The organism is Vibrio bathopelagicus (assembly GCF_014879975.1).
Taxonomy (GTDB): domain Bacteria; phylum Pseudomonadota; class Gammaproteobacteria; order Enterobacterales; family Vibrionaceae; genus Vibrio; species Vibrio bathopelagicus.
Map to the genome: position 1 here is coordinate 2,132,990 of NZ_CP062500.1, position 15,169 is coordinate 2,148,158.

Annotated in this window: 13 protein-coding genes; 4 read left to right on the forward strand and 9 right to left on the reverse strand. The window is 43.7% G+C overall.

Features of this window, described 5'->3' with window-relative positions; genetic code table 11:
- Positions 1-307 precede the first annotated feature (307 nt).
- Entirely contained in the window at positions 308-1,087 is a 780-nt protein-coding gene (locus tag IHV80_RS09395; RefSeq protein ID WP_192888846.1) for a RelA/SpoT domain-containing protein, read from the forward strand.
- A 131-nt stretch (positions 1,088-1,218) separates the two neighbouring features.
- Here the strand turns inward: IHV80_RS09395 and IHV80_RS09400 are convergent, their stop codons facing one another.
- The 6 genes from IHV80_RS09400 to IHV80_RS09425 form a co-directional block, all read right to left on the reverse strand.
- Positions 1,219-1,743 (reverse strand): c-type cytochrome, encoded by a 525-nt coding sequence (locus IHV80_RS09400; RefSeq protein ID WP_192888847.1) that lies wholly within the window; start codon positions 1,741-1,743, stop codon positions 1,219-1,221.
- Complete coding sequence (locus IHV80_RS09405) at positions 1,740-2,243, reverse strand: cytochrome C (RefSeq protein WP_192888848.1); 504 nt, start codon at positions 2,241-2,243, stop codon at positions 1,740-1,742. The genes IHV80_RS09400 and IHV80_RS09405 overlap by 4 nt, the downstream gene beginning before the upstream one ends.
- Complete coding sequence (locus IHV80_RS09410; protein ID WP_192888849.1) at positions 2,243-3,469, reverse strand: molybdopterin-dependent oxidoreductase; 1,227 nt, start codon at positions 3,467-3,469, stop codon at positions 2,243-2,245. Before IHV80_RS09410 ends, IHV80_RS09405 begins: the two co-directional genes overlap by 1 nt.
- Positions 3,466-3,771, reverse strand: coding sequence for a c-type cytochrome (locus tag IHV80_RS09415; protein ID WP_086713204.1), 306 nt, complete (start codon positions 3,769-3,771; stop codon positions 3,466-3,468). The genes IHV80_RS09410 and IHV80_RS09415 overlap by 4 nt, the downstream gene beginning before the upstream one ends.
- Positions 3,772-4,252: 481 nt before the next feature.
- A complete protein-coding gene (gene ihfA / locus IHV80_RS09420) occupies positions 4,253-4,549 on the reverse strand; it encodes an integration host factor subunit alpha (protein WP_004734853.1) in 297 nt (98 codons plus the stop codon).
- Between the two features lie 447 nt (positions 4,550-4,996).
- On the reverse strand, positions 4,997-5,728 hold the full coding sequence (locus tag IHV80_RS09425) for an SDR family NAD(P)-dependent oxidoreductase (RefSeq protein ID WP_192888850.1): 732 nt from the start codon (positions 5,726-5,728) through the stop codon (positions 4,997-4,999).
- A 129-nt stretch (positions 5,729-5,857) separates the two neighbouring features.
- Between IHV80_RS09425 and IHV80_RS09430 the strand changes: the two genes are divergently transcribed.
- The gene (locus IHV80_RS09430) at positions 5,858-6,616 is read left to right on the forward strand and encodes a helix-turn-helix domain-containing protein (RefSeq protein WP_192888851.1); all 759 of its coding nucleotides are present in this window, start codon (positions 5,858-5,860) and stop codon (positions 6,614-6,616) included.
- 42 nt (positions 6,617-6,658) lie between these two features.
- Here the strand turns inward: IHV80_RS09430 and IHV80_RS09435 are convergent, their stop codons facing one another.
- Complete coding sequence (locus IHV80_RS09435) at positions 6,659-7,552, reverse strand: EamA family transporter (protein WP_192888852.1); 894 nt, start codon at positions 7,550-7,552, stop codon at positions 6,659-6,661.
- A 103-nt stretch (positions 7,553-7,655) separates the two neighbouring features.
- Here IHV80_RS09435 and IHV80_RS09440 point away from each other — a divergent pair, with 103 nt between their 5' ends.
- Both IHV80_RS09440 and cqsA read left to right on the forward strand, forming a co-directional pair.
- Positions 7,656-9,044, forward strand: coding sequence for an aminotransferase-like domain-containing protein (locus IHV80_RS09440; RefSeq protein WP_192888853.1), 1,389 nt, complete (start codon positions 7,656-7,658; stop codon positions 9,042-9,044).
- 308 nt (positions 9,045-9,352) lie between these two features.
- On the forward strand, positions 9,353-10,534 hold the full coding sequence (gene cqsA / locus IHV80_RS09445) for an alpha-hydroxyketone-type quorum-sensing autoinducer synthase (protein WP_192888854.1): 1,182 nt from the start codon (positions 9,353-9,355) through the stop codon (positions 10,532-10,534).
- Between the two features lie 153 nt (positions 10,535-10,687).
- Here cqsA and IHV80_RS09450 read toward each other — a convergent pair whose 3' ends face one another.
- Positions 10,688-12,736: an ATP-binding response regulator gene (locus IHV80_RS09450; protein WP_192888855.1), complete on the reverse strand. Its 2,049-nt coding sequence runs from the start codon at positions 12,734-12,736 to the stop codon at positions 10,688-10,690.
- 356 nt (positions 12,737-13,092) lie between these two features.
- On the reverse strand, positions 13,093-14,862 hold the full coding sequence (locus tag IHV80_RS09455) for an ABC-F family ATP-binding cassette domain-containing protein (RefSeq protein WP_192888856.1): 1,770 nt from the start codon (positions 14,860-14,862) through the stop codon (positions 13,093-13,095).
- Between the last annotated feature and the right edge of the window lie 307 nt (positions 14,863-15,169).

The window sequence follows — 15,169 nt, forward strand, 5'->3', positions numbered from 1 at the left end:
ATGCAAGGGTACAGTATAGAGAAGTAAGAGCAACCTTCGCTTGATTCAAACTTGAAAACGACGCGAGTTGACAAAGAAGATTGCTGAGGTTCAAAGTTCTCAAAATTTGGGAACAAACGCTTAAATGATTTGTCTATATCTTCACATTTTAAAGCAATATTAAACGTTAGAGTTGGTTTCGGTCTTAACTAGCCCCATCTAATATATAGCGAGATTGGTTAGTGTAGTTAAACTGTTTTCACTCTTATGCGTTACTGGTTACCCCTTTTGATTACCCGTTTTTGTAACCTTGTATTTTGGAGTTTGAATGAGTGTATTTCTCCGTACGACGGCCCTAATGCTTCTAGTATTGAGCCGAGCGCCTGCATTCGCAGCAGCACCTGTTTCAACAAGTTCAACTGATCAATCGCGCACAGCGTCATCGCAAAACCAAGTTTCATCAAATGTATTCCGCCATAGCCTAAGCGGCTTGTATGGCATAAAAGCATTCGACTCACGTCCGACTCAGCCTTATACCGACTTCGATATTCTGTACAGCAAAGCGCATCAAGGCCAAGCTGAACTAGAAACTATCTGTAAAAGTACTGCCCTACTCACTAATTCTGAGGCGCTATTTGCTGGCGTTAAATCTCAAGCTCGTGCAGAAGAAAAAATCGCCCTAGAGCTTGATGGTGATGTAACACGAATTACTGACCTAGCCCGTGCAACCATCATCGCTAACGATGTCGAAAGCTTGGTCGAAGTGTACGAAGCCCTAAGTCGCGAAGCAGATGTGGTAAAAGTGAAAAATAAATTCAAATCACCTGCTGATTCTGGCTACCGTGATTTGAACCTTTTGGTTCGTTTACCTAAAACTAATGTTATCGCCGAAGTGCAACTTCACTTGAGAGCCATCGCTGATGTGAAAAGTGGTCCTGAACACGAGCTGTACGAAATCATTCAAGGCATTGAACGTCACGCTATTGCAGAAAAACGTCCGATTAACGACATCGAAGCGGCGCAAATCAATAGCCTAAGACGCCAATCTTTAGAGCTTTACCAACAAGCATGGCAACCATACATTACAACGCACATTAAAGCGGCTTAACCACTGGCTGAGCGCTTATCATAAACAAGAACGACAAAGGGCTGCATAATCGCAGCCCTTTCTTTTATCTACTATTTTGCTTATCAAACCTCGTAGAAACCAACTTAACCAGTGTCCCGAGAAAGCCCCACCTACTGGTGATAATACTCTTTAGTGCGATTGTATAAATCCAATGGCTTCAACGAGCCATAGAATGCGGCTACGTCTTGTAAGTCTTCATCCGAAAGGTGTTTGACCACCGACTGCATGTACAAATCTTGTCGCTCATCGCTTTTAAAATCACGCAGCTGCTTAAGAATATACCCAGCTTTCTGACCTTTGATGTTTGGATAAGATTGTACGAAAGGAATAATTTTGTCGCCATGACACTGGCTACATAGATTCAGAACCAACTTTTCACCAGAAACTAAGCTAGGTATGTAAACCTTGGCGGCGACCTTGTTATCAACAAGAGTTTCAACCTCGGTTTTAGCTTCCGCTTTAAGCTTCACCGATGGTTCTGACTCTATACCTAATGATTCGAATCGTGAGGCAACGTTGTCTTCAGTGCTCGGCTGTTCGTCGGTACACGCCGACAACGACAAAACCACTGCAACAACGGCTATCGCAACAACTCCACTCACAAAAGAAGTTCGCTTTAATCGATTGATGATCATTGGCTCTCTCCTGGCATAGGTGGCATCAAGGCGCTATCAATAGGCTTACGACGATACTTGTTCATATCGATGCCTTTGTCTTGATAATAGGTACTTAGGTAATCTAGCACTGGATCCCAAGTATCAGACAGATCCCACAAACCTTGAGTGTCGACCATCCATTGAATGGTTTCGCGCCATTGCTCTCTGTTACCGCTGTTCTGAGCAACGATTAAGCTGGTATGACAGGCGTTACATTGCCCTTTCACAGTCTCCCAGCCGGGTGCCATAATCAGACCCGATGCTTTATCTACGCCATAGTACTCTTTCGGGTTTTCTGGAATCTCATCGGCCTGTACGAGCATCGACGTTAACAAGCTGCACACCAGTGCCGCTCTCATTATGCCTTTACGGTAACTACGCTTACTGACAGGGTTTGAGTCTGCGTGAAATGAGTAGCCATCAATCAAATTGGTAAGTTTAGAACTGCTATCATTAGGCTTATTGGAAATAGAAGGCATCACGACACTCTTACTGCGATACGGTGGCAACCATTAAACAGGTAACCTTTGGGGTTCCACTGCGGTTGCACCACAGGCTGACTATCACCTTCACTGTCGGTCGCCTTCGCCCAGATCTCATAATAACCTGTCATAGGAAGGTCTAGATCTGCTTCCCATTGTTGCCATGCGCCCTTGTTTACTGGCTTATTCAACTTTGCATCTTGCCAAGTAGTACCGTAGTCGTAACTCACTTGCAGCTTCTCAACGGTTCTTAACCCTGCCCATGCATGGCCACTAACCTTGACCTTCTTACCGAGAGCAAACTCTGTCCCGCTTTTGGGAGAAGTAATCAGCGATTTCACAATCATTTCTTCTATGATTCGGAAATCTTTGTTATCCACTTTCTCACCCGGGGCGATTGGGTTCTTAGGCACTTGATACGCAGGTGCTGCCATCTTGTGTCCATCGTGGATTTTGTTTCGAATACTGATGCCTGTTGTACATTTCTGAGAAACAGAAGCCGGTCGGCCGCCAAATACAGTTCGTAGCGGATAACCATGGAGATAAGGGATCGGCTCACCATTCATCTCCCAGGCAATTAACGCGTTATCGTTCATCGCAGCTGCAATAGGAACGCCTCGTGAAATCGCCTCACCTTTGCCACTCAAGTGTTTATCAAAGCCATGATTACCGACATAAACCGCATCATCTTTGATACCACAATCTTTAAGCACATCGCTCAACAACACACCGGTCCACTGTGAACAATAGACACCAGCGTTGTTCCATTGATTACCTTTGGTACTTGGATAAAAATTGTTACGGCTGTTACCGCCACACTCAAGCACCAAGCTCTGGGTATGGTGCTTAAACTTAGATTTGAGCTCGGCTATCGTATAGGTTTTGCTCTGTTTTACGGATTCACCTTTCACTTCGAAGGTCCAAGTATCAGGGTCCATCTCCGTAAAATCTGGCATCAAGCCATTCCAACGAACGAAGGGAACATCTGCAGGAGTCACAGCAGGCGCAAGCATACTTTCTGGCGGATACGCATTCAAAGGGTTGGTATTTAAAACGGTGTAGTAATCCGGTAGATCTTCTGCTTTTGCCCACGTTAATGCATTGATATCCAGTGCTGCTAAACCTTCAGGGCGATTCGCGGCAAATACCCACGACACCGGCAATGCAGATACTGCTGTTGCTGAAAGCGCGGCTTTAAGGAACTGTCTTCTATCTAAACTCATTGCGGTGACCCTGTGTTATTCAGTTGGTAAAAGTAATTGGCTAACTTCTTGATGTCTTCTTCTGACAATAGTTGTGCGACTTTGGACATCGTTTTGTCCTCACGCTTACCACTTTTGAAGTCAGACAATTGCTCAGTAAGGTAGACTTGGTTTTGCCACTTAAGGTTTGGGATAGAGGGAAACGAGGTATCGTTGTTACTGCCATGACAAGCAATGCACATATTGGCAAGTTGCTGGTACTCCGCTGCCGAAGCGACAGTCGATAAAAAGAGTAACATCAAAGCTAAAGCGGACTTACGCAAAGCTTCTCCTTAGATTTAGATCAACAAAATAGATTAACTGGCTGTTTATTGAGCGCATTACAGCAAATCACTCGGGTGATTTAAATTCAATTAGATTTAACCTCTGTTCAATTTCACTGAACAGATTTAAAAAACAAATAACATAAGCTGAATCGATACTGCTTAGCTGTCCATTTTAAATGTATGGGTAATATATGAAGACGGGTTGGGGATATGTGGGGCCGAGATAGACTGTAAGATCTGAGATGCGAGATGCGAGATGCGAGATGCGAGATGCGAGATGCGAGATGCGAGATGCGAGATGCGAGATGCGAGATGCGAGATGCGAGATGCGAGATGCGAATGCGAGATGCGAGATGCGAGATGCAGATGCGAGATGCGAGATGCGAGATGCGAGATGATAAAAGACTGAAAGAAAGACACAACAATAATTGCCAGACTAAAAACAAAAAGACCACGCTAGGCGTGGTCTATTGCTTGGCTACTTCTCGATTTTAATATTCTCGACACGGGCCTTTAGTTTTTGTCCCGGTCTAAAAGTAACAACACGTCGAGCAGAAATTGGAATGTCTTCACCAGTTTTCGGGTTACGACCAGGTCGCTCGTTTTTCTCGCGAAGATCAAAGTTACCAAAACCAGACAGTTTTACCTGTTCGCCATTTTCAAGTGCCTTACGAACTTCTTCGAAAAACACTTCAACCGTTTCCTTGGCATCCCGCTTGCTGTATCCGAGTGTCTCAAACAGGTTCTCAGCCAAATCGGCCTTCGTGAGTGCCATAAAACTTTCCTCAAAGCTATGTTAAACATTGCTACCATCGCCAGTAGCGCCAAAGCATTTACCCTATTCAATCAATGAGATAAGGTCATTTACAAGGAAAGTGTATGCCAAGCTTCTGATTTTCGCCAACTTTTTTATCTCAACTATTGAATTATTCTTTCAAATCAGAAAGATAAGCCACTCCTAAATTCACATATATGGCTAAAAAACATCTACTAACACACAACCAAATAGAACTATATTCCATTTAACCAGGCTTATATGGAATTTAAAACTTTAGTTTCCTAAATATTAATTTGTGAGACTTTTCTCCTATGTTCAATAAAATCAGCCACTTGATTTGATATCAAACTCAACAGAGGTTACTAAGTAAGCGTTATTAAATATGAGATTCGTATCATTTCAGAATTTAATTCGATTAGGCATGAATAGTTTATGCCGGTATGGCTAATATTGCACATGACTAGTCGATGCTCCATCAACATACCAGTTAGACCCCGAGACAAAACTCGCAACAGGGCTTGAAATAAAGGTGACGACATCGGCTACTTCTTTAGGGTTTGCCAAGCGACCCATCGGGTTTCTATCAATAACTTTCTGGAAAGTGTCCGGTTCTTCACACTTACACCGCCCCCACAAACCATCAGCAATATATGTGTCTCCAGGGGAAACGGTATTAACCCTCAACTTAGGAACGTAAGTCAAAGACAAGGATTTCATGTAATGGGCTAAAGCAGCCTTACCCGCCCCATAAGCATTAGCGTCACAAACAGTATAGCCACTCGCTTTTGAGCCAATATAAGTTATTGCAGCACAACGCGATTCAAGTAACTTAGGTAAGACTAACGTAATGGCCTGCTGCGTGGCGGCAATATCTTTCAGTAGAACATCCTCCCACTCATCAGAAAGCGTGCTTACATTGGGAACGAAGATATCGATATTAGGAATAGACCCAACCCAAGTTTTCATTTGCGTCAAATCGTGAACATTAACGACTTTACCGACAACTTGTTTAGCCGCCTTTCCGAGTTGTATAAGCAGCTTATCTATCCGATGTTGAGAACGTCCACAGAACCAAACATTCGCCCCTTCATTAGCAAAGCCTTCAACTATTTTTGCTCCAATTCCACTAGATCCTCCAGTGACAACAACATTGATATTCTTTAATCCTAAATCCATCTTTAACCTCTCAAATAACACCTACCACTGAAAGGAAGTATCAAAAATGATCGCTTATATTTCAAAGAGAATTATAAAAGTGACACTTTGTGCTACCTTAAGTGTATGAAATAGTGATGGTATAGAGTAATGGATACACTTGACGACGAAATTTGTACAACAATCAAACGCCATTTGAAAAAGGCTGGTATCTCTTATAAAGAAGTTTCAGAGTTCACAGGAATCTCCGAAATAGGCATTAAACGATTGCTGAACGGCCATCAATCACTCTCTATTTTGAAGTTACAAAAGATATGTAAATTAATTCAGCTTCCTCTATCAGCTCTTATCACAGAAGCAGAAGAAGCATTAGCTTCGGTGTCACTATTTACAGACGAACAAGACGCAGCCTTCTGTAAAGAACCGGCGTTGTTTACGATTTTCCAAGAGATTGTAAATGAAGGAGCAAACGCCCAGCAGTTAATGGCCAGTTATGACTTAAACGAACCATCACTGCATATCTACCTCAGGAAACTGGAACAGTTAAAACTAATAACAATGTTATTAGGCTTAAAATTCCATGTCATCGTGCCTGCCAATATAGCTTTCTCTGAACAAGCACGATTTAGCGTCATGTTCAAAAACCAAGTCATAGATGCACTAAAACAGGCTGTGCAATATATCGATGCAAGTAACAAACAAGCTTACTTTATTACGACTAAACTTAGGCTGACCGAAGACGAATTTAAAGAATATAACGCTAGGCTTGAGGAGTTAATGTTCAAAACCCTAAAGGTCAGTCAGTCGCATAGCCGAATGACTGAAGGAGTCAACGACTATGCTATTGTCGACATGGGCGCCAAAGGAATTTTCCACCCTACACTCAAAGCACCAGTAAATTTAGTTTAGGTATGCCTTAACAGTGCCCATTGTTCTAACAACATTGTGCAATTACTGTTTCGCTAGTTTAGTTGCCTTGTCGGTACGCTCCGCACTCGCGGGTTTAACAATCAAACCGATCCCGACTAAGAACAACGCCGATGCAAGCACTTGAGCGAATGACAGTACTTCGTCATACATAAAGTAACCGCTGATCAATGCGAAGATTGGCACTAGCAGAGTTAACGGTGCCGTTGTGCTTAACGGGTATTGGATTAATAACTTGTTCCATACCCAGTAACCAAATAGCGTGGTTGGGTAAGCCTGAAACAGAACAGCGATTGTCGTATTCCAATCCCATTGTTCTATGCCCTGCCAGATAATTTGGTCACCGTGTAACATGACGGCAAACAACACTAATGGAACTGGCGCAAACAACATTCCCCACACGTTAAACGCAAAAGCCTGAGTGGTTTTTGAAGCTTTAACAATTACACCCATCAGCGTCCAGCTACATGCCGCAATCATAATCAATATCACGCCGTTAACGGTGACATTACCTGTTGCTGCAGATACCAATACAGCCAAAGCGCACATCGCTAACATCGCTCCCATTAATTTACGCACAGAAGCACTCTCCTTGAACACCCATACGCCAACCGCCATGCCGATTAATACGTTGGTTGACAGTAATACCGATGAAAGCCCAGAAGATAACCCAGCGGTGATCGACCATGAAGCCATACCCCAGATACCGACACCGAACACAAAGCCGTAACTGACTAAGTAACGCCAAGCGACATTCGGTCTTGCCACAAAAAATATCACCGGAACAACCGCTAGCGAGAAACGCGCGGCGGTTGCCAACAACGGATGAACATTGGTCACACCCATTTTTATCATCGAGAAATTGAATCCCCAAATTACCATCACAAATACCGCTAACAACAAATCATTTCTTTTCATACTGACCCCTCCTTTGTTTTAAAAGAGTATCCCTTGAACAATAAAACCAGTACAGATACAATTTTTGCAATAAAAACCAGTACAGTTAATAGCGGTCGTGATAATGAGCATCTATAGAAAGCTAGCCAATCAGTTTATCGATGAGATAGAAACAGGTAAAAGACCGGAAGGCGGACGTATGCCTTCACTTCGTCAATTGGCTAAGCAGCAGGCCATCAGCATGTCGACCGTGGTGAGCTGTTACCAAGAATTAGAATCGCAAGGTTGGATACACTCACGACCGCAAGCTGGGTATTTTGTTTCACCTCACAAGCCTATTCATTCAACGCCTGAGTGGGCACAGTTTGAAAGTAAGGTATCGAGCGTCAAGCAAACGTCATCGGCTCACAACTCAATCAATGGGCCTTTAGGGGTTTCTAGTACCACCAATGATGAACAATCGATTGTTGAGCTAGAACGCAGTTTCCGCCGTTCAATCAAACGGATGGGAAGCAGACTCAACCATTACCCAGATACACAAGGTGAGCCGATGTTGCGACAAGCATTATCCACTCACTTTGCCAAACTCGATGTGCACTTTTCACCTGAAGAGATGGTGATCACTGCAGGCTGTATGTCGGCGATTAAGGCTGCACTTGAATCGTGTACCAAAGAAGGCGACACCATTGCGATTAGCTCACCTTGTTTCAACGGCATTCTGGAGTTGCTCGGAAAGATGTCACGCCAAATCATCGAGATCCCATCTCTCGATGATGGTGTCGACTTACAACAACTGGAAACTCATTTGAAGAACAAACGAGTGGACGCCGCGATCTTCTGTACCTCTCATATGAACCCTCAGGGAATCAATATGTCAGCCAATCAAAAACAAAAACTTGCCGAGTTAGCTAATTATTACCAAGTGCCGATCATTGAAGATGATGTGTATCTAGAGCTCTCTTACTCATCACACACACCACTGCCAGCGAAATACTATGACAAAGGCGGCTATGTGCTGTGGTGTGGTTCTGTATCGAAAAGCCTATCACCGAGCTACCGTTTAGGCTGGTGCTTACCGGGAAGGTACATTGATGAATACAAAACTCAGTTTTCTGCAGCGAGTTATGGCGTCGCCCTACCGACTCAACTTGCGGTTGCTGACTTTATCGAATCTGGCCAATACGCAAAGCATGTTAGAAGACGATGTACCCAGCTCCTTTCGTTGCGCCAGCAATACCTTAGTTATTTAGCCCAACACCTTCCTCAAGACGTGAAGATAAGTAACCCGCAAGGTGGCATGGTACTTTGGTTACAAATCCCAAATTTGAACCAGAAAATTTTTGCTCAAGCGGTAGCTGATCAGAATCTTGATATCAGGCTTGGACATCTGTTCAGCACGCTCGATCTCTACAGCAACTGCCTACGCATCAATTTTGGTTACTCACTAGAGGGAGAAGCCAAACAGCAGTTGGATGACTTGATTAGACTTATCCACCAATGCGTCAACGGTTAGCCTTACCCAATCTAATTTGCTCATAATTGGCGCGTATTAGTTGTTTAAGTTCTACTTTTTCATGCCTTCTTTCATAGCTTTTGTTCATAACTCTTCATAGCTATTTGTCATAAAGGAGGAGGCTATTATTCCGATTTAAACTGGATTAAAGCCCCGTACCGTAAGGAAATTCACTCGCCTCAAAACCCTTAAATACTGAGTTTGCAAGCACCCACAAAATTATGCAACTCAGCTAATGACACATCACTTTTTGTCGTCAATATACAGCCGTCAGCGCTGGCGTTATCCTGTATTTGAAGAGAACTATTATGAGTGATAAAACCAAAAAAAAACCATTACCTTCCTTTATTGAAGAACGCTTGAACTTCTATATTCAAGACCTGATTACCCAGAATGAAAGCCAGAAACACTTGGTTTTGGGTAAACGTCCACCACGCAACGCTGTTGTCATGCAGAGCAATGATTACTTAGCACTGTCACATAACAAGCAGATCCAACAAGCTCACCAAGCGGCGATCAGTGAACACGATGACAACGTGGTGATGTCTGCGATTTTCTTACAAGACGAAGAATCTAAACCTGCGTTTGAAACCGAACTCGCGAACTATGTCGGAATGGAAAGCTGTTTGCTTTCTCAATCTGGCTGGGCGGCCAATATTGGGTTACTTCAAACTATCTGTCCGCCAGATACGCCAGTGTATATCGACTTTTTTGCACACATGTCGCTGTGGGAAGGCATTCGCGCGGCTGGTGCAATAGCCCATCCATTTATGCATAACAATATGAGTCACTTACGCAGGCTGCTTGAACGCCACGGTTCAGGCGTTATTGTGATCGATTCGGTTTATAGCACAATTGGCACCATCGCCCCACTACGCGACATCTACGAAATGGCGCAAGCGTTTGATTGTGCGGTCATCGTTGATGAATCGCATTCACTGGGCACTCATGGAGAGAATGGTGCTGGCTTAGTGCAAGCGCTCGGACTCACGAATCAAGTCGACTTCATCACCGTCAGCTTGGCAAAGACCTTTGCTTATCGCGCAGGCGCAATCCTCGGGCCCAAACAGCTCTCCGATACCTTGCCGTTTGTCGCATACCCTGCGATTTTTAGCTCAACGGTGTTGCCACAAGAAGTGATTCGTTTAGAGAAAACCTTAGAGGTGATTAAAGGTGCCGAAGATAAACGAAAGACTTTATTTGAACGCGCTAAATCGCTCGCTACAGGCCTCAAACGGATTGGCTTTAACATCCGTAGTGAATCTCAAATCGTTGCGTTAGAGTGCGGCAATGAGAGAAATACAGAGCGAGTGCGCGACTTCCTTGAGCAACGTGATGTGTTCGGTGCTGTGTTCTGCCGCCCCGCTACGGGCAAGAATAAGAACATCATCCGATTTTCAGTGAATGCCGACATGACACCACGAGACATTGACCATGTGCTCACGGTTTGTCACGAAGCGTACAATCACCCGGAGTTAGAGTTCGTATAACTCTGTACACACCCATTCTATAACCAACAAAACGGCAGGACGGAATGGACGCTATCATGTCGCTAAACAAAAAGAGCCCAGCATTTCGCTGAGCTCTTTCTTGTGTTTGTGTTCGCTGACAAAATGGCCGTGTGCTTCAACCTATGGCATTCGCTAAATCCAGTGAGCAATTTTATCGAACAGTCGGTTTTTATCTGCGGGTTTGACGATAAAATCTGACATGCCTGACGATTCCATTTTCTCCAAAGTGACTGGCGAACTGTCGCCTGTGTGAGCAATGATTGGCACCGAAGAGTACGCTTTATTGGCACTTCGAATTCGGCGAGAAGCTTCCACACCATCCATGATGGGCATTTCGATATCCATCAGAATCAAGTCGATCTCGTCGCTATCCAAAGCGTCTAATGCTTGTTGGCCATCTTCTTTCTGAACAACATCAAAGCCCTGCTTTTCCAGTAACATCGCCGTAAAACGACGCAAAGATTCGTTGTCATCCACCACCATAATCGTCCGCTTATTCGCGGCCTCTAGTGGTTTTGTTGGCGCAGCTGGCATCACGTAATTGGAATCGAAAAGTAACCGGTCGATGGTCGCTTTGGTATTAAGCAACCAAACTTGTGTTTCCACCCAAATAGGCTCGTAAGAAACGTTACGCACACGCTTAATGGGATGATGCTCATACAAGTAGATGATTCGCGCTTCAGTGAACGAAAGCAGTGACTCAATCCTCTCTAGGCAACTGGCTCGTAAGTCCAAGCTCTCCATATCAACGAAAATCAGATCGAACTCGAACTGGTATTCCTTATTTTTTAGGGCGGATGCGACATCTAAGATGGCGAGATCAAAGCCCATAAAACGCGATATCTCGGTCATTTTACTGATCAGAATTTTCTGGTCGCTCACCATCAACACGGTCTTCAGCTTAGTGAGCTCGCTCTTGATCTCTTTCACTGTATTTGAAGCCAAAGATGGGAAGGTCATCGTAAACTGCGTCCATTGTTCCACTTCCGACTGACATTTAATCTCACCACCAAACGAACGCATCACCTTCTTACAAAATGGCAAACCCAGTCCGTAATTACCCGATTGACCCGTGGTGTAAAAATCTTGGAAAATGCGTCGAATTAAATCGCTTGAAATACCCGCACCGTTATCGGTGACCATTATTTGATTGGTCACTTCATCACTGTACATAGAGACATGAATATGAAAATCTTCTGGGCTGCGATGATGGAATGCGTTCTTGAACAAGTTATACATGACGTACTTCAACAAGGTATCACTGCCCAAGAAGTCAAAGTCGCTTTGTACATCTAAAGATATCGCAGACTTATCGGCTGAACGCTTGTAGTTAAAGCTGTCTATGGCATCCTTAACCACCACTTGTGCTGAATGCTTTTTAAACGTTGAACGAGATACGCGGTTTTCATCGATTGAAGTCAGCAACAGATCAATCGTCTCGTTACCTGAGTGGATAATCTCCATCGCCTCATCACCCACTTCACGCAACTGGATAACGTCTTCATTGCTCAGCGCATATTGCCCTTTATGGTCGCCACTTTTGGGGTTCGGCAATATGGACTGCATGACATCTATAGAGGTCAACAAGCCACTAAGAGGGTTTCGCATCTCATGGGCAATGCCAGCCCCAAAAGATTTCGCCAAGGACACCTTGTTCTCGTGTTCCACCTGATTACGAAAGTAGAACAAGTTGCCGAATAAGTAGATAAACAAAAAGATTGGCACATGCGTCCAGTCCATTGTGAGTTCTAGATAGAAGCCCTGTGCTACCCAAGCACACAAGGTTGCAATCCCAATAGCGGCAAAGGTTTGTGCAAACATCACTCTCGTCACGTGCACTAATAAAATATGGAGGAAAATAGCCGACATGAATGACATAACCCAAACATTGGACCAATTATTCATTAGCAGCATGTAGAAAAAGAATCCAGGTAAACAGATAGTCACAGTGACTTGATAATAAGCCGGAAGGTATTTTCGCCATTCAAATGGAACACGATTGCGAAATATAATGCCAAAGAATAATACCGAGCAAAACAGGCGAAGCGCCAAGTTTTCGTAGGGTTGCGGAAACAAAAATTCCCACACAATATAGTAAATTGGGAAACCGACAAAGCCCATCCACCCTACTAGGGTTAGATTTGGTTCTGCGTACTGGTAAACCTTACGAATCGCGTTCATACGAAATACTTTGTTCTCTAAGCCCTAACGTTTAATAATTTTATGGTTTGGTTTTTGTTCTTATAATTTGGCATTGATTATATTACACATCAGCTCCGAGCAATGAGGTTTCAATCAAATATATATCAAGGTTTTTGCTTTTCAACTTGAATTTAAAGTCAGTGTAAATACTGACAAAAGTAACAATTCCCTTTAACCGATACATAACTAAAGAGCCTTTGGTTTGAGTTATGCGTGCTCAGCGATCGCAGCCGAGCACTTTCATTAATCCGTCAATGTAATATCGAATCGGCTGACGTGCGTAGCTAACCAAGACATTTAACAAACTGACACGCACAACTAATTGAAATTTACAACTAACTAAGCTCCAATTTCGTATTGATGCTTACAATTTCTTGCTGCCATTTATGTTGAAGATCTGGCTTCTGATGTTTTGCTTTTCGAGACTGATCTTGTGCCAGTAACTCTTCCAACTCCAACAATCGTTCCAAAAGCAACTCTTCATCGTGTTGAGTCGTTTCTGGGCGATGATTTTCACTAGACTCGGATTTTGATAACAACACCGAGCTTGGTGGTGCCTCACTCGCCTCTAAGCTAACGACCTGATTGCCGATAGACATGGCCTCATAAACCGCATCTAAGTAAGTCATTTCCACAAGCTGTCCATCATTGATATACCAGAATCGATTACATGAACTCTCGATGAGTTCTCGATCATGGCTGACCAACAACAGCCCTCCTTCAAAATGAGTTAAGCAATGTGCTAACTCTTCCTTACCTTCAATATCAAGGTGGTTCGTTGGTTCATCCAATAACAGGAAGTGGTACTTAGCCAAAGATAGCCCGACAAACAGTAAACGAGAACGCTCGCCACCGCTTAGTTCAGCGATCTTTTGGTCGTGTCTTTCATAAGAAAAACCAGCACTGATCAGCGCCATTTTTCTCGCTTCCTGCGACACAGGATAAAACGGGTACAGCGAATCTATCAACGAGTGCTTATCGCACAATTGGTTCAAGCTTTGGTCGTAATAACCCACTTCGGCTTGCGGATGAAAGTAACCATTACCTTCAAGTTGAGAGGCTTGATAGCTTGCCCATAGCACTTTCAACAATGAAGACTTACCCGCTCCGTTCTTACCTAAAATAGCAACTCGATCGCCGCTCTTTACCTGCTGAAACAGAACTTCAAACAATGGCGCTTGGTCTTGCGTGGCAGCTACTGGCACCGATACTAATTCAAGTAAGCGGTTAGCTTTCATCGACTCACCAGAGAGACTTAGCGTCCATGGTTCAATCGTATCCAAACGCGTCATGGTCGTTCGCAAACCAGCGGCGCGTTTCTCCATACTTTTGGCTTTACGCGCTAAGCCTTCGTTATCGAAATCCCTACCCCAAATAGCTAACCGCTGCGCACTCTTTTCAATGCGGTTAATCTCCTTTTGCTCCACCTCTTGCCTTTCAGCATCAGCTCGGTCTTTCTCTTCTAAAGCCTCTCTTGCTTCAGTGCAGGTCTGGCTGAAGTTTTGCAGTTTTTTGTCACGTAACACCCAAGTACAATTGGTCACATGGTCGAGTAACCTTTGGTCATGCGAAACCATGACAAAGGTGCCTTTCCAATCCATCAGGAATTGCTCTAACCAAAGCAAGGTTGGCAAATCTAAGTGGTTGCTCGGTTCATCAAGCAGTAGAACATCAGGTTCGACAATTAAGGCTCTTGCCACCAAGACTCGTGCGTATTGACCACCACTTAAGGTATCAATCGACTGGTCCCAATAGCTTTCTGCAAAGCCTAAGTTAGACAAGATAATTTGAGCACTCCATTGCTCAGAGAGTTGGAGCTCAGATGGAAGGTTATCGATGACGGCATCAAGCATCGACATGCTCAACAGGCGTTTAGGCAGATGTTGCTCAATAAGTGCGACTTCAGCATAAGAGGCGAAAGACACACTGCCGATAGAATCAGGTAAGTCTTTGTTTAATAAACGTAGTAAGGTGCTTTTCCCACACCCATTGCTGCCAATTAGGCCAATACGGTCACCCTTTTTAATGGTGAAAGAAAGCCCATCAAATAAGCGGCATGATGCTAAATCGTAAGAAATGGATGATGTAGATATTAATGTAGTCATTTGTTTACTCAAGTTTCAAGCGCACGAATGCGCTGTCGTCATTCGCTGACAACAACCAAGTAAACTAGAGTGAAGAAACTCTATTGAAGTTTAGTTTTAAATGCTTCGCTCAAGTTTTGGTTATCGCAGCACGATAGTGTTAAAACTTGAGTTTTGGTCGTACCAAAAAATATGCGCAAAGTTAAATTCACACACTTTCATAAAAATCCTCCTTATATTTGTAGTGAGCTGAACATTAGCGCTAAAAATAAATCACATTAACCTATGAGTCAAAATATTTACTTGCCTTCGACTTGGTCTAAATTGT

What these genes read in the sequence shown, in the direction of transcription:
- IHV80_RS09395 (WP_192888846.1), top strand. Translation starts at nt 308, where the DNA reads ATGAGTGTATTTCTCCGTACGACGGCCCTAATGCTTCTAGTATTGAGC.
- IHV80_RS09400 (WP_192888847.1), bottom strand. Translation starts at nt 1,743, where the DNA reads ATGATCATCAATCGATTAAAGCGAACTTCTTTTGTGAGTGGAGTTGTT.
- IHV80_RS09405 (WP_192888848.1), bottom strand. Translation starts at nt 2,243, where the DNA reads ATGCCTTCTATTTCCAATAAGCCTAATGATAGCAGTTCTAAACTTACC.
- IHV80_RS09410 (WP_192888849.1), bottom strand. Translation starts at nt 3,469, where the DNA reads ATGAGTTTAGATAGAAGACAGTTCCTTAAAGCCGCGCTTTCAGCAACA.
- ihfA (WP_004734853.1), bottom strand. Translation starts at nt 4,549, where the DNA reads ATGGCACTCACGAAGGCCGATTTGGCTGAGAACCTGTTTGAGACACTC.
- IHV80_RS09425 (WP_192888850.1), bottom strand. Translation starts at nt 5,728, where the DNA reads ATGGATTTAGGATTAAAGAATATCAATGTTGTTGTCACTGGAGGATCT.
- IHV80_RS09430 (WP_192888851.1), top strand. Translation starts at nt 5,858, where the DNA reads ATGGATACACTTGACGACGAAATTTGTACAACAATCAAACGCCATTTG.
- IHV80_RS09435 (WP_192888852.1), bottom strand. Translation starts at nt 7,552, where the DNA reads ATGAAAAGAAATGATTTGTTGTTAGCGGTATTTGTGATGGTAATTTGG.
- IHV80_RS09440 (WP_192888853.1), top strand. Translation starts at nt 7,656, where the DNA reads ATGAGCATCTATAGAAAGCTAGCCAATCAGTTTATCGATGAGATAGAA.
- cqsA (WP_192888854.1), top strand. Translation starts at nt 9,353, where the DNA reads ATGAGTGATAAAACCAAAAAAAAACCATTACCTTCCTTTATTGAAGAA.
- IHV80_RS09450 (WP_192888855.1), bottom strand. Translation starts at nt 12,736, where the DNA reads ATGAACGCGATTCGTAAGGTTTACCAGTACGCAGAACCAAATCTAACC.
- IHV80_RS09455 (WP_192888856.1), bottom strand. Translation starts at nt 14,862, where the DNA reads ATGACTACATTAATATCTACATCATCCATTTCTTACGATTTAGCATCA.